The organism is Rhodoferax sp. U11-2br (assembly GCF_018619435.1).
GTDB lineage: Bacteria > Pseudomonadota > Gammaproteobacteria > Burkholderiales > Burkholderiaceae_C > Rhodoferax.
On record NZ_JAHFZF010000040.1, the window covers coordinates 1 to 22741 of the forward strand.

Annotated in this window: 24 protein-coding genes and 1 tRNA gene; 10 read left to right on the forward strand and 15 right to left on the reverse strand. The window is 59.9% G+C overall.

Going from position 1 to position 22741, the window contains the following annotated elements:
* Window positions 1–40 precede the first annotated feature (40 nt).
* The 3 genes from orn to KKO72_RS18775 all read left to right on the forward strand — a co-directional run bounded on the left by orn (window position 41) and on the right by KKO72_RS18775 (window position 3571).
* Window positions 41–592 carry an oligoribonuclease gene (orn, locus tag KKO72_RS18765; RefSeq protein ID WP_214942768.1) on the forward strand — a complete coding sequence of 184 codons (552 nt, stop codon included), beginning with the start codon at window positions 41–43 and terminating at the stop codon, window positions 590–592.
* A 252-nt stretch (window positions 593–844) separates the two neighbouring features.
* Window positions 845–2761: a DEAD/DEAH box helicase gene (locus tag KKO72_RS18770; RefSeq protein ID WP_214942681.1), complete on the forward strand. Its 1917-nt coding sequence runs from the start codon at window positions 845–847 to the stop codon at window positions 2759–2761.
* 336 nt (window positions 2762–3097) lie between these two features.
* A complete protein-coding gene (locus tag KKO72_RS18775) occupies window positions 3098–3571 on the forward strand; it encodes a helix-turn-helix domain-containing protein (protein ID WP_214942684.1) in 474 nt (157 codons plus the stop codon).
* A 15-nt stretch (window positions 3572–3586) separates the two neighbouring features.
* Here KKO72_RS18775 and KKO72_RS18780 read toward each other — a convergent pair whose 3' ends face one another.
* The 4 genes from KKO72_RS18780 to KKO72_RS18795 all read right to left on the reverse strand — a co-directional run bounded on the left by KKO72_RS18780 (window position 3587) and on the right by KKO72_RS18795 (window position 6546).
* The gene (locus KKO72_RS18780; RefSeq protein WP_214942687.1) at window positions 3587–3973 is read right to left on the reverse strand and encodes a bacteriohemerythrin; all 387 of its coding nucleotides are present in this window, start codon (window positions 3971–3973) and stop codon (window positions 3587–3589) included.
* A gap of 129 nt (window positions 3974–4102) precedes the next feature.
* Window positions 4103–5461, reverse strand: coding sequence for an MATE family efflux transporter (locus tag KKO72_RS18785; protein WP_214942690.1), 1359 nt, complete (start codon window positions 5459–5461; stop codon window positions 4103–4105).
* Between the two features lie 189 nt (window positions 5462–5650).
* Window positions 5651–6169 carry a DUF2062 domain-containing protein gene (locus tag KKO72_RS18790; RefSeq protein WP_214942693.1) on the reverse strand — a complete coding sequence of 173 codons (519 nt, stop codon included), beginning with the start codon at window positions 6167–6169 and terminating at the stop codon, window positions 5651–5653.
* Window positions 6166–6546 (reverse strand): hypothetical protein, encoded by a 381-nt coding sequence (locus tag KKO72_RS18795; protein ID WP_214942696.1) that lies wholly within the window; start codon window positions 6544–6546, stop codon window positions 6166–6168. The genes KKO72_RS18790 and KKO72_RS18795 overlap by 4 nt, the downstream gene beginning before the upstream one ends.
* 235 nt (window positions 6547–6781) lie before the next feature.
* Between KKO72_RS18795 and KKO72_RS18800 the strand changes: the two genes are divergently transcribed.
* Window positions 6782–7741, forward strand: coding sequence for a TerC family protein (locus KKO72_RS18800; RefSeq protein ID WP_214942699.1), 960 nt, complete (start codon window positions 6782–6784; stop codon window positions 7739–7741).
* Between the two features lie 31 nt (window positions 7742–7772).
* On the opposite strand, the gene KKO72_RS18805 is transcribed toward KKO72_RS18800, so the two are convergent.
* Window positions 7773–8657: a LysR family transcriptional regulator gene (locus tag KKO72_RS18805; RefSeq protein WP_214942702.1), complete on the reverse strand. Its 885-nt coding sequence runs from the start codon at window positions 8655–8657 to the stop codon at window positions 7773–7775.
* A 99-nt stretch (window positions 8658–8756) separates the two neighbouring features.
* Between KKO72_RS18805 and KKO72_RS18810 the strand changes: the two genes are divergently transcribed.
* From KKO72_RS18810 to KKO72_RS18830, 5 genes are all read left to right on the forward strand, one after another.
* A complete protein-coding gene (locus KKO72_RS18810) occupies window positions 8757–9098 on the forward strand; it encodes an HPF/RaiA family ribosome-associated protein (protein WP_214942705.1) in 342 nt (113 codons plus the stop codon).
* Between the two features lie 75 nt (window positions 9099–9173).
* Window positions 9174–9452 (forward strand): zf-TFIIB domain-containing protein, encoded by a 279-nt coding sequence (locus KKO72_RS18815; RefSeq protein ID WP_214942708.1) that lies wholly within the window; start codon window positions 9174–9176, stop codon window positions 9450–9452.
* 16 nt (window positions 9453–9468) lie between these two features.
* A complete protein-coding gene (locus KKO72_RS18820) occupies window positions 9469–10443 on the forward strand; it encodes a sodium-dependent bicarbonate transport family permease (RefSeq protein ID WP_214942711.1) in 975 nt (324 codons plus the stop codon).
* 254 nt (window positions 10444–10697) lie between these two features.
* On the forward strand, window positions 10698–11171 hold the full coding sequence (locus KKO72_RS18825; protein ID WP_214942714.1) for a YhcH/YjgK/YiaL family protein: 474 nt from the start codon (window positions 10698–10700) through the stop codon (window positions 11169–11171).
* A gap of 8 nt (window positions 11172–11179) precedes the next feature.
* Entirely contained in the window at window positions 11180–12172 is a 993-nt protein-coding gene (locus KKO72_RS18830) for a Gfo/Idh/MocA family protein (RefSeq protein ID WP_214942717.1), read from the forward strand.
* A gap of 112 nt (window positions 12173–12284) precedes the next feature.
* Here the strand turns inward: KKO72_RS18830 and KKO72_RS18835 are convergent.
* The 9 genes from KKO72_RS18835 to KKO72_RS18875 all read right to left on the reverse strand — a co-directional run bounded on the left by KKO72_RS18835 (window position 12285) and on the right by KKO72_RS18875 (window position 19636).
* Window positions 12285–12360 (reverse strand) — tRNA-Lys (locus KKO72_RS18835).
* A gap of 91 nt (window positions 12361–12451) precedes the next feature.
* Entirely contained in the window at window positions 12452–13429 is a 978-nt protein-coding gene (locus KKO72_RS18840) for a GMP reductase (RefSeq protein ID WP_078364002.1), read from the reverse strand.
* Window positions 13430–13559: 130 nt separating this feature from the next.
* The gene (locus KKO72_RS18845) at window positions 13560–14303 is read right to left on the reverse strand and encodes a hypothetical protein (RefSeq protein ID WP_251140780.1); all 744 of its coding nucleotides are present in this window, start codon (window positions 14301–14303) and stop codon (window positions 13560–13562) included.
* A gap of 56 nt (window positions 14304–14359) precedes the next feature.
* Window positions 14360–15139, reverse strand: coding sequence for an inositol monophosphatase family protein (locus KKO72_RS18850; protein WP_251140781.1), 780 nt, complete (start codon window positions 15137–15139; stop codon window positions 14360–14362).
* Complete coding sequence (locus KKO72_RS18855; protein ID WP_214942720.1) at window positions 15136–15657, reverse strand: 2'-5' RNA ligase family protein; 522 nt, start codon at window positions 15655–15657, stop codon at window positions 15136–15138. The genes KKO72_RS18850 and KKO72_RS18855 overlap by 4 nt, the downstream gene beginning before the upstream one ends.
* A gap of 8 nt (window positions 15658–15665) precedes the next feature.
* The gene (locus KKO72_RS18860) at window positions 15666–16493 is read right to left on the reverse strand and encodes an ABC transporter permease (protein ID WP_214942724.1); all 828 of its coding nucleotides are present in this window, start codon (window positions 16491–16493) and stop codon (window positions 15666–15668) included.
* Window positions 16490–17335, reverse strand: a complete 846-nt coding sequence (locus KKO72_RS18865; RefSeq protein ID WP_214942727.1) for an ABC transporter permease — start codon at window positions 17333–17335, stop codon at window positions 16490–16492. The genes KKO72_RS18860 and KKO72_RS18865 overlap by 4 nt, the downstream gene beginning before the upstream one ends.
* Window positions 17336–17348: 13 nt before the next feature.
* Window positions 17349–18500 (reverse strand): extracellular solute-binding protein, encoded by a 1152-nt coding sequence (locus KKO72_RS18870; protein ID WP_214942730.1) that lies wholly within the window; start codon window positions 18498–18500, stop codon window positions 17349–17351.
* Window positions 18501–18535: 35 nt separating this feature from the next.
* On the reverse strand, window positions 18536–19636 hold the full coding sequence (locus tag KKO72_RS18875; protein WP_214942733.1) for an ABC transporter ATP-binding protein: 1101 nt from the start codon (window positions 19634–19636) through the stop codon (window positions 18536–18538).
* A gap of 100 nt (window positions 19637–19736) precedes the next feature.
* On the opposite strand from KKO72_RS18875, the gene KKO72_RS18880 reads away from it, so the two are divergent.
* Window positions 19737–22166 carry a UvrD-helicase domain-containing protein gene (locus KKO72_RS18880; RefSeq protein WP_214942736.1) on the forward strand — a complete coding sequence of 810 codons (2430 nt, stop codon included), beginning with the start codon at window positions 19737–19739 and terminating at the stop codon, window positions 22164–22166.
* Window positions 22167–22186: 20 nt separating this feature from the next.
* Here KKO72_RS18880 and KKO72_RS18885 read toward each other — a convergent pair whose 3' ends face one another.
* Window positions 22187–22738, reverse strand: a complete 552-nt coding sequence (locus KKO72_RS18885) for a cytochrome b (protein ID WP_214942738.1) — start codon at window positions 22736–22738, stop codon at window positions 22187–22189.
* Window positions 22739–22741: the final 3 nt, after the last annotated feature.

Below are 22741 nucleotides of genomic sequence, written 5' to 3' on the forward strand. Positions count from 1 at the left end.
CGTCCCCACCCCGTCGCCGGTTGCCGAGTCAGCCACCCCCCTGCCAAAATCGGACCAGAACCTGGTCTGGCTCGACTGCGAGATGACCGGGCTTGACCCCGAAACTGATCGCATCATTGAGATTGCCGTCATCGTCACCGGCCCCAAGCTGGAAAACCGCACCGAAGGCCCGGTGCTGGTGGTGCATCAAAGCGACGCGCTGCTGGACGGCATGGACAAATGGAACAAAAGCACCCATGGCAAAAGCGGCCTGATCGACAAGGTGCGGGCCTCGACCCTGACCGAAGAAGAAGCCCAGGCGCAAATCATCGCCTTTTTGAGCCACTATGTGCCCAAAGCCACGTCACCCATGTGTGGCAACAGCATCGGGCAGGACCGGCGGTTCCTGGCCAAGTACATGCCCAAGCTCGAAGCTTTTTTCCACTACCGCAACCTCGATGTCAGCACCCTCAAGGAGTTGTCCAAACGCTGGGCGCCCGAGGTCTACAAAAGCTTCAAAAAGAAGCAGCGCCACACCGCATTGGCTGATGTGCATGAGTCGATTGACGAGCTGGAACACTACCGCGAGCACTTCCTGAAAACCCCTGTTTGAGGGTTGACTAGGTAAAAACCCGAAGCTGTGCCATAATCACGGGCTGCGCTGCAACTGGCAGCGCAATTTGTACATCTCCCAACATTCACCGGGCCCCATGCCGACCTGCTTGCAGGCGGCGTGAATTAGGGCCCCCGGCGCTGAACGTACCCAAACATTTGGGTCAGAGCTGGTTCCGTTTGATGGTTGATGTTTTTTAACCATAAACGGAGCTGCCGCACACCCTGCGGTGCTCGCGCATGAAAGAAATCCATGACTGACGCTACCTTAGCGACAGGCGACTTGTCGTCTGCCGAAAATTTGTCCACCGACCTGCACCTGATTGCCAACGACAGCCCTGAAGCCGTCGACGCGCAAGAAACGCTGGTTGAAGAACCTGAAGTGCCCAACGGCTTTGTCACGCTGGGCCTGGCGCCCGAGCTGATCCTGGCGGTGAAAGACCTGGGCTTTACCCAGCCCACCACTGTGCAGCAAAAAACCATTCCGCTGGCCATGCAAGGCCACAGCGAAGGTGCCAAAGACTCCCGTTTTATCGACCTGATGGTCTCCAGCCAGACCGGTAGCGGCAAAACCGCCGCCTTCTTGCTGCCGGTGTTGCACACCTTGCTGACCCAGATGGCCGAGGCCGAAGCCAAAGAGCGCGAAGACTACCAACGCGCCGTGGCCGAAGCCGCCGCCAAGGGTGAAGCTCCCCCGAAGCGCGCCAAGCGCAAAGATCCGACCAACCCGCGCCACTTCACCGCCCCGACCCCGGGTGCGCTGATTGTTTGCCCGACCCGCGAACTGGCCCAGCAAGTGGCCCACGACGCGATCGACCTGGTGCAACATTGCCGTGGCCTGCGCGTCGCCAACATCGTGGGTGGCATGCCTTACCAATTGCAGATTGCCAAGTTGCAGAACGCCAACCTGGTGGTGGCCACCCCGGGCCGTTTGTTGGACTTGCAACGCTCGATGCAGATCAAGCTCGACCAAGTGCAGTTCTTGGTGGTGGACGAGGCCGACCGCATGCTCGACCTGGGTTTCTCGGACGACCTGGCCGAGATCAACCAGCTCACCATTGGCCGCAAACAGACCATGATGTTCAGCGCCACCTTTGCGCCGCGCATCCAGCAACTGGCCGCCCGCGTCATGCGCGAGCCCCAACGCGTCACCATCGACAGCCCGCAAGAAAAGCACGCCAACATCAAGCAGGTGCTGTTCTGGGCTGACAACGCCCAACACAAACGCAAGCTGCTGGACCACTGGCTGCGCGACACCACCATCAACCAGGCCATTGTGTTTGCCAGCACCCAGATCGAGTGTGACGGCCTGGCCAACGACCTGCAGCAAGACGGCTTTGACGCCGTGGCTTTGCACGGCGCCCTGAGTCAGGGGCTGCGCAACCGCCGTCTGATGGCGCTGCGCCAGGGTCATGTCCAGATCCTGGTGGCTACCGATGTGGCAGCGCGCGGTATTGACGTGCCCACCATCACCCACGTGTTTAACTTTGGTCTGCCGATGAAGGCCGAGGATTACACCCACCGCATTGGTCGTACCGGCCGTGCTGGCCGTGATGGTCTGGCCATTACCTTTGCCGAGTTCCGCGACCGTCGCAAGATTTTTGACATCGAAGCCTACAGCCGTCAGCCGATCAAGGCCGAAGTGGTGCCGGGCCTGGAGCCGCAGCAGCGCATGCCTGACTCGCGCCCCAGCTTTGGTGGCCGTGACAACCGTGGCGGTAATGACCGCAAGTTTGGCGGCGGTGGCCGTCCGGCCGGTGGTGGTTTTGGTGGCAACCGTGGCGGCTTCGGCGGCGACCGCGGTGGTTTCAACGACAACCGTGGCGGTTTTAATGACAGAAATGCCTCTGGCCCTCGTGTAGTGGGTGCAGATAGCTATCAAAACAATAGAGCCGGTGGTTTTGCCCAGCGTGACGAACGCCCGGCAGCTGCGCCGCGTGAAGGTTTCAGCTACGAACGCAAAGGCGGCTTCAACGACCGCTTTGCCGGTAGCCGCGCCGGCGCACCCGCACCACGTGGTGACTTCGCGCCGCGCGCTGACTTTGGCGACCGCAAGCCCGCGTTTGGCAAACCAGCCTTTGGCAAGCCAGCCTTTGCCAAACCGGCAGGTGGTGGCAAGGTGTTTGTGCCACGTGATGCGCAAAAGCGTTTCTCCAAGAACGACCGCTGATCAGCCAAGCTGACCGGAACCCAAAAAGCCCGCAGCCTCACCCGCTGCGGGCTTTTTTTGTGCCGGAATTCTGGTGTGGCAGATGCGTAACTGGTGGGCTGGGCAACATGTGCGCCCGCATGAGCCTGGCCACCACAGGTGTGCGTTGCCCGTCCTTGCAGTGTTGAATAGCTGCGTGGGCAGACAAAAATGGCAGAAATCCAGCCGAAATGGGTCGAAAAGTCGGTCTGGCGGCCCGTTGTCGGCTGTTTGGCGTGTCTCTGTCGTTATGCTGTCGTTGTTTTTGGCAGGCCTCGGCTGGACACTGAGGTCTCCGCAGCACAGAGGAATCCGGACATGTCAGTTCAAAAACTTCGCTTGAAACACGGTTGGTCACAACAACAGCTCGCTGATGCCAGTGGCCTGAGTGTGCGCACCGTGCAACGCATCGAGGCGGGTGAGCCTGCCAGCACCGAATCCCTCAAATCATTGGCTGCGGTTTTCGAGGTCGACTTCTCAACCCTGAACCCGGAGCCAAACATGAACAACCCCGCTCTCACGATCACCGAACAACAAGAAAAAGCTGCTTTTGACCAGGTCCGCAAACTGCGTGGTTTCTACCTGCACCTGATGAAGTATGTTGTGGTGAACCTTGGCCTGTTGGCCATCAACCTGATTTTTTCACCACACACCCTGTGGTTCTACTGGGTGATGCTGGGCTGGGGCCTGGCGTTGCTGTCGCATGCCTTTCGGGTGTTCCGGCCCGCCTGGGTGCTGGGGCCGGATTGGGAAAAACGCGAGGTCGAAAAACGTTTGGGCCGCCCCCTGTGACCCGTTGACCGGCGTTTATTCGACGGTTGCCTGAATGTAAGTGGCGAGCTTGATGTCCGAGTTGGCGATGTGGTTGAGCAGCCAGTCGGTCAAGAACACTTCCAGCACCTGGTGATCCAGCGTGCCATTGGCGATGCGGGCAGACACCTCGTTCAGGCGGGAGATCAGACTCTCGTGTTGGGCTTTGTGTGCCGCCATCGCCGGGTAGTCCAGGCGCTGCATCAGCGCCTCCTCGTGGGCAAAGTGCTCACGGGTGTATTTGAACAGGGCCATGGCACAGGCTGTCAGCGTCGTTTTGTCCTTGGCCGCCAACACCGTGTTGACCAGTTTGAACAGTTGTTGATGCTGTGCATCTATTTCGTCATGGCCGATTTTGTAGCCATCTTTCCATTCCAATGACATAGGCCGCCCATGTAGTTTGAATTTCAACGCTGACCAGAGCAAGTTTAGGCGCTGTTCTGCCCGCCGTATTGACAATGGTCAAGGGAGTTTGATGCGCCGATCCGGGGGCAGGTGAGGCAAGTCAAGCCGCTAGTTCAGCAGTCGGCGGCCTTTCCAGCGTCCCCCTGCGAGCCGCGCCAGATACAAGCCGCTGCGCACCAGCCAATCGGTGAACATCCCCAGCCAGACACCCACCACACCCCAGCCCAGAAGCACACCGAAGGCATAACCCAGACAGAGCCGAAACAGGCACAAACCGATCAGCGTGGTGAACATGGCGTAACGTGCGTCACCCGCGCCTTTGAGACCGTTGGGCAACACAAAGGTCGTTGGGTAAGCGATCAGGAACAGGCAGTTCAGTTGCACCAGCGTGGCACCAAGCGAAATCACCTCCGCATCGCGTGAGTACAGTCCGACGATCCACTGCGCCAGTGGTGCACAGACAATGCCGATGCCGAGCATGGCGATGCCCGCGAGTTTCAGCACGTACCACATGTCCCGTTCGGCATCCGCCTCATCACCGCGCCCGACGGCCTGACCCACCAGTGTGGTCAGCGCAACGGCCAGGGCATTGCCTGGAATGTTGAGCAGCAGGGCGACCGAGAAGGCGATGAAATTGGCGGCAATCGCCACGGTGCCCATGCCCACCACGATCACCTGCACCAGCAGCTTGCCGCCGTTGAACACCAGCGACTCCACACTGGCGGGAATGCCGATGGCAAACAGGGCGCGCAGCAGCTTGCCGTCAAAGCGGAAGCTGCGCAGCTGCAGTGGCAGCAGGTGCTGATAACGACGCAGCATGGCCAACAGGTACACCGTGCCGCCCAGTCGCGCCAGACTGATGGCAACCGCAGCACCGGTCACGCCGTAGCTGGAGACATCGATGGTGAACCATTCGGTGCGCAAATGCATGCCGTAGATCAGCACGTAACTCAGGATCACGTTGAGCACGTTCATGAGCACGTTGGCCTGCATGGCCAATCGGGTCTCGCCGGCACCGCGCAGTGCACCGCTGGTGACCAGCATCAGCGCGGTGAGTGGGTAACTCAAGGCGGTGATCAGCAGGTACTGCTCCATGTAGTTTTGTACGGTGGCCGTGGGTGCCCCATACAACCAGAACAACATTGGTTCCCGAAACACCGCACACAGGCCGCCCAGCAGCAGGGCAAGCAAGCCACAGATCACCAGCGATTGACTGGCTGCAGCACCGGCACGGCTGCGTTCACGCCGCCCGATGCATTGGGCCACCACCACCGTTGACCCGATCGCCAGCGCAGAGAACAAGGAGGACACAATCAGGTTGATGGCATCCACCATGCCAATGGCAGAGACCGCATCGCGTCCGATGCGGGCAGCCATGATGGTGTTGACCGTGCCAAGCAGTGTGACAAAAAACTGCTCAAAAAAGACCGGAGTAGCCAGTGCGAGAACGTCGCGACGGATATGCATGCAGGTGTGTGACGTTTCTAAGCGAGCGCGAATTTTACGCCCACGCATGCTGCCAGTTTTCAGCTCAAAAAGGCTGCCTCTTTGGATAGATAGCTATTCAAAAAATAGCGAATAGCCCTTATTCAATAAGGGCTTGAGGTCATTTTTGCTATGAAGGGAAGGTCGGTGGCTGACGCGACCGTGGGTTGCTCAAACCCTGGCTTTGCGCGCCCGCAGCTTGAGCCCGACGCGCAGCCGCCAGATCAGCTTGACCGCGCCGTAACCCAAGGCCGCACCACCCACGGCGAACAGGCCCATGCCCAGCAGGGTGGGCCAGCCAAACGCTGCGATCCAGGAGGTTGCGTCACCATCAGCTGCCAACTTGATGGGTGCACCCAAGATGTTTTCACCCAGCTGGTAGGCCAGCCACAGCCAGAATCCGATGGTGAGCGGATTGGTGACCATGGTCATGGCCGCTGCCGCCGGGATATTGGCGCGCCACCAGGTGCAATGGGCAATGGCCACCAAGGTTTGGGCAAACGGGATGGTAAAGGCCCAAAACGTTCCCACCGCGACCCCACGCGCTACCGCTTCGTGCTGGAGTCGCCACAACTGGGGGTCAAGCATGTGCCTGGCCAAGGGTTTGAGCCAGGGGTGGGCTGCCAGAGTGTCTCGCTTGGGCAACCACTGGCGAAACTGATCGGGCCAAGCGGGTTTTGCGGGTTTCATCGGTGTGTTGCCCTGCGCATCGACGCGATCAAGGCATGCAGCGCGCCGCCACCCGCAAGCAGAACGACTGTACCGACGCCCCACAAGCACCAAGCCAGCGGGCCGAACCTGTGCGCCACAACCGGCAGGTCCGACAGGACAGACTGAAACCATGGCAGCACGACCGCTGTGCTGGCCTTGATCGCGTCCATCCACTCCGGCGGCAACCACAGCACCACCCAGTTCGGCAGCACCACCTGTTCCCAAGCCTGGGCCTGGTCCGCCAGTTGACCGATGCCCGCCGTTGACCATGCCGCCACAGCATGCAGCGCCCAAGCCGTCATGGACCAGATGGCCAGGAGCATCAGAACGAGGAACCAGGATATTGCATAAGGCATGGGTAGTCCGATAGGGCAGTGTTTGAACGGGGTGATGTTGCCGTCTCAAGGGCTTTTGGAGAAGCAGGCAAATTCGCTGAAACACTCCTGTTTTTACGAACTGTTATGTCGGTTTATTCAGAACAAACATGGTGATAAACGACTAGACTTTGGCCACTGCTGTGTTGCCGATTGGGTCGGCAGCATCCGCAAAGCCCCTTGACAGGGTGGCCAATCACCAACTTGGAAGGTATGTATGCAAACCATTGCTCCGCTCTGGCTATGGGTCACCTTCGGCGCCATTGTGCTGGTGTCGTTGTTCATTGACTTTGTGGTGCTCAAGAAGCAAGGCTCGCACGATATTGGTGTCAAAGAGGCTCTGCATTGGTCGCTGGTCTGGGTGGCTTTGAGCTTTGTGTTCAATGGCCTGTTTTGGTGGGCGGTCAAAGACAGCACCGGGTCCACCGAATTGGCCAACACCAAGTCGCTGGAGTTCTTGACCGGTTACCTGATTGAAAAGTCGCTGGCGGTGGACAACATTTTTGTGTTCCTGATGATCTTCACCTACTTTGCCGTTCCCACAGCATTTCAAAAACGGGTGCTGATGATTGGCATCATCGGCGCGATTGTGTTGCGCACAGTCATGATCCTGGTGGGGGGTTGGTTGCTGGCTGAGTTTCACTGGATCTTGTATGTGTTTGGCGCGTTTCTGATCCTGACCGGCGTGAAGATGTGGTGGGCGGCTGGCAAGGAGCCGGACCTCAATGACAACCCGGCCCTGAAACTGCTGCGCAAGCTGTTGCCAGTGAGCAGTACCTATGATGGGGAAAAGTTCTGGACGGTAGAAAACGGCAAAAAGATCGCCACCCCTTTGTTCATGGTGATCTGCCTGATTGCGCTCACTGATGTGATTTTTGCGGTGGACTCGATTCCGGCGATTTTTGCCATCACCAGTGACCCGTTTATTGTGCTGACCAGCAATGTGTTTGCCATCCTGGGTTTGCGTGCCATGTACTTCCTGTTGGCGGCTGTGGCCAACAAGTTCCATTTGCTCAACTACGGCTTGGCGGTGATTCTGGTGTTCATTGGCACCAAGATGTGTTTGATTGACATCTACAAAATCCCGGTGGGTGTGTCTTTGGGGGTGGTGGTAGGCATCTTGGCGCTGACCATGCTGCTGAGTGTGCGCAGTGCGCCGACCCAGCCCAAAGCCTGAGTCCACAACACGCTGCAGCCCACGCAGCCCGTTACAGCACGGGTTGCAGCAGCCTTTGCACCAGCGGGTGCTGCACTTTCTTTTCTGTGCCAATCGCAAAAAAGTGCTCGGTCACCCCCTCACACGAACCCAGGCGTTGCACGGCGTAGCGGGCCAGCAAATCGTCGTGCACCCAAGCCGCCGCTGGAAACACACCCATGCCGCTGGCGCCAAATGTTTTCAGCAAGGCGCCATCGGCAAATTCGCCCACGATACGGGGGCGAATGGCACGTTGCTCAAACCACAGGTCCAGGCGGTCGCGCACAGCCGTGTGTGTGGTGGGCAGCAGCAGGGGCACATCGGCCAGGCTTTGTGGAAAGTTGTAGCGGGTGGCCTCCACCCATTTTGAGGTGCCGTACCAGGCGATGGTGGATGAGCCCATGCTGTGGCTGTACAGCTTGATGTTGGGGTTGTTGGGGGCGGGTCGGTCAGACAACACCACGTCGAGTCGGTGCAGCGCCAGATCGCCCAGCAGGTCATCGAGCTTGCCCTCTTGGCACAGCAGACGCAAATTGGCTTCGGCCATCACCGGTTGCAGCAGCAGGTGCACCACCAGTTTGGGCAGACCATCGCACACACCCACAGCCAGGCGCACGGTGGGTGAGCTCACCGCGTCACGCACCTTGGATGGCAGGTCCTCACCCAGCTGAAATATCAGGTCGGCCTGTTGCAAAGCGGCCTGACCGGCCTCGGTCAGCACCAGTCCGCGCCCGGCCGGTTTGAGCAGCGCAAAACCCAGGGACCGCTCCAACTCGCGCACCTGTGCACTCACCGTCTGTATCGCCATGTCCAGCTTGTCAGCGGCCCGTGAGATACCGCCTTCTTTGGCGACCACCCAGAAGTAGTACAGATGTTTGTAATTGAAAGAGGTGCTCATGCTCAGTTTTTCTGTGACTGTCGTTAAGAAATTATCTGCTTTTTAAGAATTGATCTGGAGGCTATCGTCCAGACCTCTTTCACCAACTGGAGAAACAGCGTGCAGATTTTTTTTGAATCCCGTGTTGCCAATGGCGCTCAGATGCGCGATCTGTCCATGGCGCGTGTGCGTTTTGCCCTGCGGCGGCTAGCGGCGTCGGTGCCACAGGTCAAGCTGCAGTTCTCTGACGTGAATGGCCCGCGTGGTGGTGTCGACAAACGTTGCCAGGTCGAACTCACCACCGCCCATGCCAGCACCGTGGTCATCGCCTCACTGGCGCGGGACTGGCGCACCGCGCTGGACCGCTCTCTCATCCGTGCCACCCGGGTGGTGGCGCGCAAGCTGCAGCGCGCGCAAAAGCCCGTGCGTGGCCGCACCGCAAAACTTGCACTCGAACGCTGAACTTGTCTGCCCCTCAGGGCAAAACACGCTCACAAGGCAGCTGCCTGCATCAACACACCACAAGGAAAGAACGCTATGAAATGTCCCAGTTGCCCAGACACCACCCTGGTGATGACCGATCGACAAGGGGTCGAAATTGACTACTGTCCCAGTTGCCGCGGCATCTGGCTTGACCGGGGGGAGCTCGACAAACTGCTGGATCGGGCCGCCGCTGTTGCCGCACCCGTGGCCGCAGTGTCTGCACCCGCAGCAGGTCGCCAGCACCAGCCTGACTTTGAAGACTCAGACTACCGCAACGGCCAGCGTTACCGCAAAGAGCGCAAAAAGTCGTGGTTGAACGAGATTTTTGACTGAAGCCTTAAGAACACCGATGCAGAGCTTCTTCGATCCTGCCATTTTGTTCTTTGTGTTTGGCATCTTGGCCGGCTCGCTGAAGTCCAACTTGGAAATCCCGCCGCAGATATCGCGGTTTTTGTCCCTGTACCTGCTGATGGCTTTGGGCCTCAAGGGTGGTTTTGCCCTGGCCCACTCGGGGCTGACGGCTGATGTGCTGGTCAGCCTGGGCGCGGCCTTGGCCATGGCCATCTTGGTGCCCCTGCTGGGTTACCTGAGCTTGCGCCGATTCCTCAATGGGTTTGATGCGGCGGCCATTGCCGCCACCTACGGCTCAGTGAGTGCGGTCACCTTCATCACGACGGTGCAGTACCTCGATACCCAAGGCATCAGCTTTGGGGGGCACATGGCAGCCGCCATGGCGTTGATGGAGTCGCCCGCGATTGTGCTGGCTGTGGTGTTGGCCAACCATGCGCGTCAAAAGGCAAAAGCCCAGGGGATTGGTGCCGCTGCAGGCGGCAACACACCCTTGCGGCGCATCTTGCACGAGGCCCTGACCGATGGGGCACAGCTGCTGCTGCTGGGTGCGATGCTGATTGGCATTCTGACTGGTGAGGCTGGCCAAGCCGCCATGAAGCCGTTCTCTGTGGACTTGTTCAAAGGCATGCTGGCCTTCTTCCTGCTGGACATGGGTTTGCTGGCGGCCCGCAACATGGGCAAGCTCAAAGGCCAGTCCCTTGGCCTGCTGGTTTATGCCTTTGTCGGGCCGCTTGTCCATGCCAGTCTGGCGCTGGGGATGGCGTGGGTGTTGGGCATGTCGGTTGGCAACACCGCCTTGTTGATGGTGTTGGCGGCCAGTGCGTCTTACATCGCAGTGCCAGCGGTCATTCGCCATGCGATCCCGGAGGCCAACCCCTCGCTCTACTTCGGCATGTCCTTGGGGCTGACTTTTCCGTTCAACATTTTGGTGGGTATACCGCTGTATGTGCAGGCGGCACAACATTGGCTTTGACCTGTTGCCAAGGCTTGATGGCACGGGTGTTCCAGACCACAAGGCGACTGGGCGGCAAGCACCCTCCTGCTAACAGCGCCTTGGCGGCAAAGTAATCGGGCAAAAGGTCGTCAAGCATTGGGTATATTCCACGGGCCAAGGTCAACGCCCGTTGGCCACTCGCCCAAAAAAACAAGCCCCGCTTTCACGTCAACACCACAGTGACCAAGACATCCGGGGCAATTCAACTTAGCATCCCACCCAGTAGGAAAAAAATGATTTACGGACACGTCAAAGACCTGGCGTCCAGCTTTGCCTGGCTGCCAACACCGCTCAAAACGGCGGTTGAACACCTCAAGACCACGGATTTTGCGGCGTTGCCAGCTGGCAACTACGAGTTGCAGGGCAATGACATCCGTGTCCAGGTGATTGACATGTTGACCCGTCCCCTGGCCGATGCGCGGCCAGAGGTTCATCGTCAGTTCATTGACGTGCAGTTTCTGGTTCAAGGCGCTGAAAAGATTGGTGTTGCCGCAGACACCGGCCACAACCTCGTGTTCAGCGACCAGCTGGCCGAGCGTGATCTGCTGCTCTACACCGACGTGGACAACGAATCCACCTTGACCATGACCCCCGGCAGTTTTGCTGTGTTTTTTCCGACCGATGTACACCGCCCGGGCTGTGTTGTTGATCAGCCGCAGGCCATCCGCAAGGTGGTGATCAAAGTGCGCGCCTCCCTGCTGGCTTGAGGCTCACCATGAAAACGATCCGATGGGGAATGATTGGTTGTGGGTCCGTGGCCGAGGTGAAAAGTGGGCCAGGGTTCTACAAGTCTGACAACAGTGCGCTGGTGGCCGTGACCAGCAGACAGCTCAAACATGCGCAGTCCTTCGCCGAGCGCCATGGTGTCCCCAAGGTCTACGCCAGCAGTGAAGAGCTGGTGGCCGATCCTGAGATCGACGCGGTCTACATCGCCACCCCGCCGTCATCACACAAAGCGCTGTCCTTGCTGGTTGCCAAGGCGGGCAAACATGTGTACGTCGAGAAACCGATGGCCCTGCGTTTTGAAGAGTGCCGCGACATTGTGGAGGCCTGCCAGCAGCATGGCGTCCGTTTGTTCGTCGCGTTTTACCGTCGTGCCATGCCGCGTTTTCTCCAGGTCAAGGCCTGGATCGACAGCGGTGCCATCGGTGCCGTGCGCTTGGTGCGCGTTGTGCAACATCAGCCGCCCGCGACGGAAGACCTGTCACCGGCCACGCTGCCCTGGCGTCTGCGACCCGATGTGGCGGGTGGCGGCAAGTTTCTTGACATGGGTATCCACGAACTGGACCTGTTCGATTTCCTGTTTGGCGCGATCGAGGAAGTGCAAGGCATCGCCAGCAACCAGGCAGGTTTGTATGCGGTGGAGGACACCGTCACCGCCACCTGGCGACATGCCAGCGGTGTGCAGGGCGTGGGCTCATGGTGTTACGTTGGTGCTGCCAATGAGGATGCCATCCAGATCATCGGCTCCAAGGGGACCATCAGCTTTGAATTCTTTTCTGACAAACCCCTCAAGCTGGTCAATGGTGACGGTGAGCAGCTGTTGGAGATACCCAATCCACCGCATGTACAACAACCCTTCATCCAGAGCATGGTGGACGATTTCAATGGTGTGGCACCGTGTCCCGGCAGTGTGGACAGCGCTGTTCGTTCCACCTGGGTGGCAGACCAGGTACTGAGCAATTACCGCCGGCAAAAGGGGTACTGAATACCTTGTGGCGTTCTGAATCTGCTGGCAGTGCGTTCAGCAGGTCGCCTTAGCGCAACACCCAAAGAAAAAGCCCACTACCGTTTAGATAGTGGGCTTTTCTGATGTGTCTTGGTGGGAACTGAGAGATTCGAACTCTCGACCTACGGATTAAGAGTCCGCTGCTCTACCAGCTGAGCTAAATTCCCGTTCGGTTGGCGGTTAACACCGCCGTCGAAGCCCTAAATTATATAGGCAAATTTCGCGTTTTTTTCTGCCTTGTGGGCAGAGCTGGTCTGGTTACATCAACAGATGTTCGCCAGCGTTATCTCCGCCCAGCGTCACGTAGTTCACCTTGCGGATGTCCATCAGCTTCTTACCACCGGCGTAGCTGATCGAGCTTTGCACGTCCTGCTCCATCTCGATCAGGGTGTTGGCCAGTTTGCCTTTGATCGGCTCCAGGATGCGTTTGCCTTCCACGTGTTTGTACTCACCCTTGTTGAAGTCGCTGGCCGAGCCGTAATACTCTTTGTAGAGCCTGCCGTCCACTTCCACCGTCTGCCCCGGGCTTTCCTCGTGACCGGCAAACAGCGAGCCAATCATCACCATGGTGGCGCCAAAACGCACACTCTTGGCAATGTCGCCATGGTCGCGGATGCCGCCGTCGGCAATGATGGGTTTGGTGGCCACGCGGGCACACCACTTGAGAGCGCTCAGTTGCCAGCCGCCAGTGCCAAAACCGGTCTTGAGTTTGGTGATGCAGACCTTGCCCGGGCCAATGCCGACCTTGGTGGCGTCGGCGCCCCAGTTTTCCAGGTCAATCACCGCCTCGGGGGTGGCCACATTGCCGGCAATGATGAAGGTGCTCGGGATCTTCTCGCGCAGGTAAGCAATCATGTTTTTCACGCTGTCGGCATGGCCATGGGCAATGTCGATGGTGATGTATTCGGGCGTCAGGCCCTGGGCTACGAGTTGGTCCACGGTGTCGTAGTCGGGTTTCTTGACGCCGAGCGAGATCGATGCGTACAGGCCACGCGCCTTCATGTCCTTGACAAAAGCGACGTTGTCCAGGTCAAAGCGGTGCATCACATAGAAGTAGCCGTTTTGTGCCAGCCAGATACAAATTGGCTCACTCACCACGGTTTTCATGTTGGCCGGCACCACCGGGATGCGAAAGCGCCGTGGTCCAAAGTCCACCCCAGCGTCGCACTCTGAGCGGCTCTCCACCCGGCATTTGCGGGGCAGCAGCAAGATGTTGTCGTAGTCGAAAATTTCCATGGTCAAGCGTCTTTCTCTAAAGGTTGAAAACAAGAGCGCTTGGATTGCGACCGGTTGGTGCTGGCAGCGGCGCGAGGGCCGAGCGGGCACAAAAAACCGGGCTGCAATTGCTTGGGCCCGGTGTCTGATTCTACCGTGTTTGGCCGCCTGGCTCGTTTGTCTCTTCTTTTGGGCACAGCGAACTGGCCGCCGCCAGCACCTGGCCCTGGGCGTCCTGCACCCAGCCCAGCAGTTGCAACCGGTTCGTCTTTGTGCCCTCGGGCAGGCTCATGGCGCGGAAGTCTTCCAGGCTGATGTTTTCCTGATTTGATAGTGCTTGGCCCTTGTCCCATAAGGGCTGGAGTACATTTCTGACCAGATTCCTTGGCAGTGGTGAACCCTCGGTGCCGGTGGGCAGGTTTTCCACCAGCAGCACCCAACCCGACAGGGGCCAGGCCAGCGCTGAGTTGGCAGGCAGCGTCAGCGACACCGACATACCCACATAGTTGTTGACCGCTGGCCCATGCGCCACACGCAGCGTGATCCCCGGCCAGCTGGCAACAGCCTGGGTGTGTTGGCTCTGGGTGGTCGGGCGGGGCTGTTGTTGTGAAGCCAGCCGTGCCAGGGCATCGCTGCTGGCCGCTGCTGCCAGCGCGGCGTCTTCACCCTGGCTGCCAGGCACGATCCAGTCCAGCACCAGGGCCTTGGGTGGGGTTGCTGCAGTGTTGGGGTCGCGCCAGCAGGCTTCGCAGTCGGCGTTGATAAAACGCTCGAACAAGGTGGTGGGTGCGGGCTGGTCGTCGCTGCTGCAGGCCGACTGGCCATGCGCGAAGGAGGTAGTCAGCAACAACAGAGGCCAGATGATGGCCGGATAGCGCAGCAAGGGTTGGGTCATGCCCCTTTGTACATGGGGCGGCAAAGCTGTGCGGGGTTGACGGGTTTTGTGGGGGCTCAGGCCAGCGAAATCTGGGTGAGGGCGCTGAAGCTGTTTGCCAGCAGCGCATTGCTGGCCAGCACCGCGTTGCCGTGGCGCAGGCCATCGTTGTCCCAGAACGGGTTGATGCGGCCACCGGCCTCGGTCACCAGCAGCAGGCCTGCGGCCACGTCCCAGGCATTGATGTGTTGTTCGGCATAACACTCGATGCGGCCCGCACTGACATAGGCCAAACCCAGCGCACCCGAGCCCGCCCGGCGCACCGCGCAGCCGGTGTGCATGGTTCGGCTCACCAAGTTGAGGTAACTGTCCACCGGTTTGCGGCTGGACCAGCCGATTTCAACGCTGGCTGTTGTCAGCGTGTGGATGGTGCTCACCTGCAGGCGTTGGCCATTGAGCCAGGCGCCCTGGCCACGTCCGGCCAGAAACAGTTCGTCGCGCATCGGGTCGTAAATGGCGCCCGCCTCTAACTGGCCTTGCACCATCACGCCCAGGGAAATACAAAAGTGCGCGATGTTGCGGGCAAAGTTGGCGGTGCCGTCAATTGGGTCAACGATCCACAGGCGCTCGGCATTGATTTGGCCACCGCCTTCTTCACCGAGCACACTGTCCTGCGGAAAGCGCTGGGTGATCTGCTCACGCACAAACTGCTCAACCGCCAGATCGGTCTCGGTCAGGTAATCCTGCTGGCCCTTGAGGCTGTAGGCGGGGCGGTCTGGCGCCAGAAAAGCGTCACGTATCAGAGGGCCGGCGGACAGGGCCAGCTCTTTCACGGCTTGCATCAAAGGGGTGGTCATGCTGGGCTCAAAGAGTGGCTCTCAAGAATACACCACTGGTTGATCGGCACGTTTTTGGACGAACGGCATACCGCCAACTGGTCAAACACCAGCTCTTGCCCCTCAAACTGTTCGGCCAGTGGCCCCAGCAGGCCCGCAATGTGTGGGTGTGGCTCACCATACGCCAGGCTCAGATGCGGAAAAGGTGACAACCCCGTTGCGGTGCGGGTGATGGCTTGTGTGGCCTGCTGCATCAGGCCAAAAGCCGGGCTCAGTGCCAGGCGCAGGTAGAGGCAGCGGAAAAAATGTTCGCTGCTCTCCACACCGTCCACACGCCAGCGCAGCGGCGCCTGGCATGCCGCCAGCCGCTCCAGCAGGTGGCTCAGGGGCGCCAACTCGGTGCTGATGTCACCCTGGATCGTGACATGGGGTGCAAACACCGGGCCGCCCAGGTGGCTGGACAACAGCGCGATGCTGTTGTTGAGCCGCGCGGTGTCGGCAGTGCTTGGCAACAGCCAGATGGAGTACTCATTGGTCATGGCAACACCTATTTACCCACGCTGGCCAGCACATCGGCCTTGAGGAAACGCTCCACAAACAACATGAACAGGGTGGACGGAATCAGTAGCAACAAGGCGGTGATCGAGGCGATCTGGTAATTGCCTTCCATCGCCGCGTTGAGCATGGTCAACGGTAGCGTCTGGATGTTGGGCACACCCACAAAAAAGGTGCCGGAAAACTCGTCGAGTGAAATCAGGAACACAAATATCGCACTGGCCATCAGCCCCGGTGCCGCCAATGGCAGCGACACCGTCAAAAAGGCGCGCAGCGGTGAGGCCCCCAGGTTGCGCGCTGCTTCCACCTGCTCCTGGCCAATCGCGGCAAAGGCGGCGGACGCAATCCAGATCGCCAACACCAGCCCCTGGATCGCGTGCACCAGCATCACGCCCCAGATGGTGCCGGTGAGCCCGAGCCCGTAAAACATGCGGGCAATGTTCAGATGCACCGCCACCGTTGGGAAGGCCTGCGGCAACAGGAAAAACAGCAGAAACAGGCTGCGCAGTGGCAAGTGGCGTTTGGACAGCGCGTAGCCCGCTGGAATGGCCACAGCCAGGCTGAGCACCACCGTCAGCAGCGCGATGATCAGGCTGGTGGACAGGGCGCGCATGGCCCCCGCCTCTGGCCGGAACACCTTGTCCCAAAAGGCAAAGCCCCAGCGCACCGGTAACTTGGCAGGGTAGTACCAGGCCTCGGTCACGGTCCAGATCAGCATGTTGAGCAGCGGCCCAAAAATGGCGACAGCCAGCAGGCCGATCAACAGGCCGCGCAACACAGTGCCCAGAAAGGCAGGAAAACGGAAGTGGGTCAAAGTCATTTGGGAGGCCTGCCGTCGCGCAGACCTTGGCGCAGGTAAAACCAGGCAGCGACACCGCTCAAAGCAAAAGAAACAAAGCCCAGCGCGTTGGCCACGCCGTAGTCACCATAAGAGTTGACGCGCCAGGCCATGTCCACCGTCAATAGGGTGGGTGAACCGGCAATCACCATCATCGGCACCGACAGTGCTGACAGCATCGTGACAAACGACAGGATCAACGCCACCCAGACCGTGGCCTGCACCTGCGGCAGCACAATCTCCAACAGCGCCCGCAGCCGTCCGGCGCCCAGACCACGGGCAGACTCAATCATCGAGCGGTCCATCGCCGCCATCGCGCCGCAGATCAGCAGCGTGGCAAACGGCAGCTGTTTCCAGACAAAGGTGATCACCACACCGCGCCAGTCCAGCAAGCTCACCGCGTTGAGAGGGTCCACCAGGCCGAGCGACATCAGGCTGTTGTTGAGCATGCCGTTTTTGGCCAGAAAGGTGCGCATCAATTGCGCCGCCACCACAAACGGGATAAACAGCGGCCAGCGGTAGATCCAGCCCAAGACCGCCACCGCACGCGGGTTTTCACCGAGCGTCAGGTAACCGGCAATGGCAATCGACAAGATGCCCACCAGCGCGGTGGACAACAGCGTGACACCAGCCGTCAGGGCGATGTCACCGCCATACAGGGCAAAAGCCTTGCTGAAGTTGCCCAGGTCCCAGCCGCCGGTGAGTTCGTTGTGGAAGGCATAGGTCAGCGACATGCCGAGCGGGTAAACAAACAGCAGGCCCACCATCAACACGGCCGGTGCCAACAGGGCCAGCATGGCCAAAGAAGAGGTGGGGCGCTGCATCAGTCGCATCACCTCAGTTTTGCACCTGGGCTTCGTACTGTTCACGCATGTCCTTGAAGAACGGCGCCAGCGGGAACGGTTTGCTGAACTTGGCCAGGTCGGTCGGGGTCACGTCAACAAACAGCTGGTTCCAGGTTTTGGCATCCAGCGAGGACTTGACCACGTTGGCGTCGATGCCCGGGTACCAGTTGAAGCGTTTGACAATACCCTCAGCCTGCACGGCGGGGCTGGTGGCCAGGGCGATGAACTTCTTCGCCAGCTCCACATTCTTGGCCTTGGCCGGAATGGCGTAGTAGTAGGGCTGGCCAGGCATGCCGGGCGAGAGTAATTTGAGCTTCAGGTTCGGCGCCAGACGGCCTTCGGCCTGCCAGGTGTGGAACATGTCGACCCAGACCGGGCCCATGGCGATTTCGCCGCGGTTGAGCATGTCCAGCGTGCCAGCGTTGCCGGGGGTGAACACCACCTGCTGGTTAAAAGCTTTCAGGTCGGTAAAGGCCTTTTTCCAGCCAGCCTGAGCCTTGGCGTCGTAGGGGCCTTGTTGCACCACATCGGGGTTGCCGCCGTAGGCATACATCCAGCCCACCACAAAGGCCACACCCGACATGCCGCCCTTGAGGCCGTTGTAACCAAAACTCTTGGGGCTTTTGGCCACAAAAGACCGCAGCTCGTCGTAAGAAGCGGGCGGGTTCTTGATCAGGTCGGGGTTGTAGGCCAGGGCGGTCTGGCTCTCAAACATCGGCATCACATAACCGTCCACATTCACACCGAGGGCCTGTTTGGCGCTTTGGCTCACCGCGTATTTGCCGGTGCTGATGCTGTCGCGGTATTTGAGCAGCAGGCCGCCTTGCACCATTTCACCGGTTTTTTGCTGGTTGGGCACGATCACGTCGGTGTCCCAGGTGGCCAGACCGGCGGCCTTTTGTGCCTGCAGTTTTTCCATCATTTTTTGTGAGCCAGCGTCATCCGGGCCTGTACCCACCACGCTGACTTTGACCCCAGGGTTTTGTTTTTCAAACAGCGGGCCAAGGTAATCGGTGACGTAGTCCACCATGTTTTGTGAACCGCCACTGATCACGTTGAGGGTGACCTGGGCCTGTGCTGAGAGGCTCAGCGAGCCCAGGGCGAGGGTGATGGACAAAGAAAGGGCGCGTTTGAATGGCTTCATAAAAGTCCTGATGAGTTGCAAAAAAGAAGAGGGGTTCAGTGTTGTGCCAGCGTCTGGCGGGAGACTTCGCGCGGGTACACATGCAAGGCGTCGGCGGGCACATGCACCGCCACCGTTTGGTTGTGGGCCACACTCTGGTGGTGGTCGATGAAAAACGGGCCGCAATGGGTCTGGATCTCGCAGCGGTAGCCGCCACCCAGGTAACTCACCTGGGTCACCCGCCCGGGCAGTTGCAGGCTGTCCTGCGCAGGCTCACCTGGCATCTGCAGGCGGGCGGCCTCACTGCGAAAGTGCACCTGCGCCGGGCCGCTGGTCGGCAGCGCTGCCTGGCAGCGGATGCTGGCGCCGGGCAGGCCGGGCACACTCAGATGCACCCCCGCGTGCGAGACCTCGGCCTCACAGTGGATGATGTTTTCTGCCCCCATGAACGAGGCCACGTAAGGCGTCTTGGGGTGCTGGAAGACTTCTTCGGGTGTGCCAATCTGGGCAATCTGGCCCTGGTCCAGGATTACCACTTGGTCGGCCATCACCATGGCTTCTTCGCGGTCGTGGGTCACCAGAACGGCAGTCACCCCCAACTTGCGCTGGATAGCGCGAATTTCGTGGCGCATCTGCAGCCGAATGCGTGCGTCCAGGTTGGACAGCGGTTCGTCCAGCAGCAAGATCTGTGGCTCCACTGCGAGGGCGCGACCCAGGGCCACGCGCTGGCGCTGGCCGCCGGAGAGTTCGGTCACCGGCCGATCGGCATACCCTTGCAGGCCCAGCATGTCGAGCAGGCTGCCAATGCGGCGCGCGATGTCGGCACGCGGCATCTTGCGCAACTTCAGGCCATAACCCATGTTCTGCGCCACGTTCATGTGGGACCACAGCGCGTACGACTGGAACACCATCGCCATGTCGCGCCGCTCGGGCGGCTCGTGGGCGATATCGCGGCCGTTGACACTGATGCTGCCGGCACAGGACGGTGTAAAACCCGACAGCGTGCGCAGCAGGGTGGTTTTGCCACAACCTGACGGCCCCAGCAGCGCCACAAAACTGCCTCTCTGGATCGACAGGTCAATGCCTTTGAGCACCTCGTTGGCGCCGTAGGCCACACGCAGCCCTTGCACGGTGATATGGGGTTCTGATACAGGCATGGAGATTTTTATGAATGTTCTGGCTGACACAACGACAGCCCGCAACTATCGCTGGGCCATATGAAAAAACGGTGACAGCCGCGCTTCCTACAATCAAGCCATGTTTTCTTCCCCACCTTCTGAGCCCGTTTCCACCTCGTCCCTGTTGCACAACCTGAACCCGGAACAGCTGGCCGCCGTCACCCTGCCGGCCGAGCACGCGCTGATCCTGGCCGGGGCTGGTTCCGGCAAAACGCGGGTGCTGACCACCCGCATTGCCTGGTTGTTGCAGACCGGTCAGGTTTCGCCCGGCGGCATTTTGGCGGTGACCTTCACCAACAAGGCCGCCAAGGAAATGATGACGCGCTTGGGCGCGATGCTGCCGATCAATGTGCGCGGCATGTGGATTGGCACCTTCCACGGCCTGTGCAACCGCTTTTTGCGCGCGCACTACAAACTGGCCAACCTGCCGCAGGCCTTTCAGATTCTGGACACACAAGACCAGTTGTCGAGCATCAAGCGGCTCTACAAACAGTTCAACATCGACGACGAACGTTTCCCGGCCAAACAGATGCAGTGGTTCATTGGCGGCTGTAAGGAAGACGGCCTGCGCCCCAACGCAGTGGTGGCGCGTGACGACGAAACCCGCAAAAAGATCGAGATCTACCAGCTCTACGAAGAGCAGTGCCAGCGCGAAGGCGTGGTCGATTTTGGCGAGCTGATGCTGCGCTCTTATGAGCTGTTGCGCGACAACGATCCGATTCGAGAGCACTACCAGCGGCGTTTTCGCCACATCCTGATCGACGAGTTTCAGGACACCAACAAGCTGCAATACGCCTGGGTCAAGATGCTGGCGGGCACCGGCGCCCACAGCAGTGTCGACGGCGCCTTCCAGCCCACCGGCTGTGTGCTGGCCGTGGGTGATGATGACCAGAGCATCTACGCTTTTCGCGGCGCACGTGTGGGCAACATGGCCGACTTTGTGCGCGAATTTGGGGTGCGCCATCAAATCAAGCTTGAGGAAAACTACCGCAGTGGCAGCAACATCCTGGACAGCGCCAACGCCCTGATAAGCCACAACAGCAAACGCCTGGGCAAAAACCTGCGCACAGCGCAAGGCCCAGGTGAACCGGTGCGGGTGTTTGAAGCCACCAGCGACTTTGCCGAGGCGCAGTGGATGGTCGACGAAATGAAACAGCTGGTGCGCGAGGACCATGAGCGCAAAGAAATTGCGGTGCTGTACCGCAGCAATGCCCAGAGCCGGGTGATTGAAACCGCGCTGTTCAACGCCAGCATGCCCTACAAGGTCTATGGCGGCCTGCGCTTTTTTGAACGCGCCGAAATCAAGAACGCGCTGGCCTACCTGCGTCTGCTGGAAAACCCGCGCGACGACACCAGCTTCATGCGTGCGGTGAACTTCCCGCCACGAGGTATTGGCGCCCGCAGCTTGGAGCAGTTGCAAGACCTGGCCCGCGCCAGCGGCTGCGCCCTGAGCGACGCGGTCAGCGGCTTGGGTGGCAAGGCCGGCACCAACATCGGTGCGTTTCTGGCGGGCATTGACGTGTTGCGGGAACAGACCCAAGGCACAAGCCTGCGCGACACCATCGTGGCCACGCTGGAGCACAGCGGCCTGCTGACCCACTACAAGGCCGACCGCGAAGGCGCTGACCGGCTGGAGAATTTGGCCGAACTGGTCAACGCCGCCGAGAGTTTTGTCAGCATCGAGGGTTTTGGCCGTGACGCCGTAGCGCTGCCAGTGGATGAACTCGGCCAGGCGCTGACCCAGTCCCCCGCGTCACAAGGCCTGGACCTGAACCAGCCGGTGCTGGATATCCCAGCGCCAGATGCCGAGACCGGCGAAACCCTGTCACCACTGGCGGCTTTCCTGACCCATGCCGCGCTGGAGGCCGGTGACAACCAGGCGCAGGCTGGGCAGGATGCTATTCAATTGATGACGGTGCACGCCAGCAAAGGCCTCGAATTTGACGCGGTGTTCATCACCGGCATGGAAGAGGGCCTGTTCCCGCACGAAAACTCGATGAACGACCGCGATGGCCTGGAGGAAGAACGCCGCCTGATGTACGTGGCCATCACCCGTGCACGCAAACGCCTGTACCTGAGCCACTCCCAGACCCGCATGTTGCATGGCCAGACGCGTTACAACCTCAAGAGCCGGTTTTTTGAGGAACTGCCCGAAGAAGCCCTCAAGTGGATCACGCCCAAACAATCCGGCTTTGCTGGCAGCAGCAGCGGGTTTGGCTCGGGTGCTTCATATTCAGGAGCTGGCAGCCCTTATGCTGAAAGGGCTAGAGGCCAATTTGGCAATGATTATTCCAAATACACCACCGCAGCAGCTGCCCCGGTACCGGCGCAAAAAGAGACACCTGGCGGGCTGAAGGTCAAACAGAAAGTGTTCCACACCAAGTTTGGTGAAGGCACGGTCACCGCGCTGGAAGGCACGGGTGACGACGCCCGCGCCCAGATCAACTTCCCGCGCCACGGTGTGAAATGGCTGGCGCTCAGTGTGGCCAAGCTGACGCCTGTGCCATGACGACCCGCACCACGCCCTGATCAGGCTTGTTGCGGGTTGGTGCTTTCCGCTCTTGGCAGCATCCGGTAAAGAATGGCTTGCCGCCCGCGTCGGTAGTGCCAGACCACCGCGCAGATGTGCATCAGCAGCATCACCCCCAGCACATTCAGTGCGATGCTGTGGATGCTGGCAAACAGGTAGTTCAGGTCCAGGTCTTTCACCGGTGCCGGGATGTAGATCAACCAGCACAGGTAAAAACCGGCCTTGAGCATGCCCAGGCCGCTGACCACCGAGGTCAGGATCACCAGGTAAAACACCTCATGAAACAGGTGCGCCGCGCCCTGGTTCCACCAAGACATGCTGGGCGGGTAGGGCAGCGCCGGGCGAAAGTGGCGCCAGACGTAGCGGGCGACCATGATCGGCAGCAGCAGTGTGCCCAGCGACTTGTTGAAGGTCGAGAAAAACTGGAAGGTGACGGAGTCCGGCATGTGCGGGAAGAAAACCCCCACCACCATCGCCACCAAGATCACCGTGGCGGTGAGCCAGTGGGTCAGGCGTGAGAAGGCGTCGTAGCTGGTGCGTGCTGTGTTCATGAC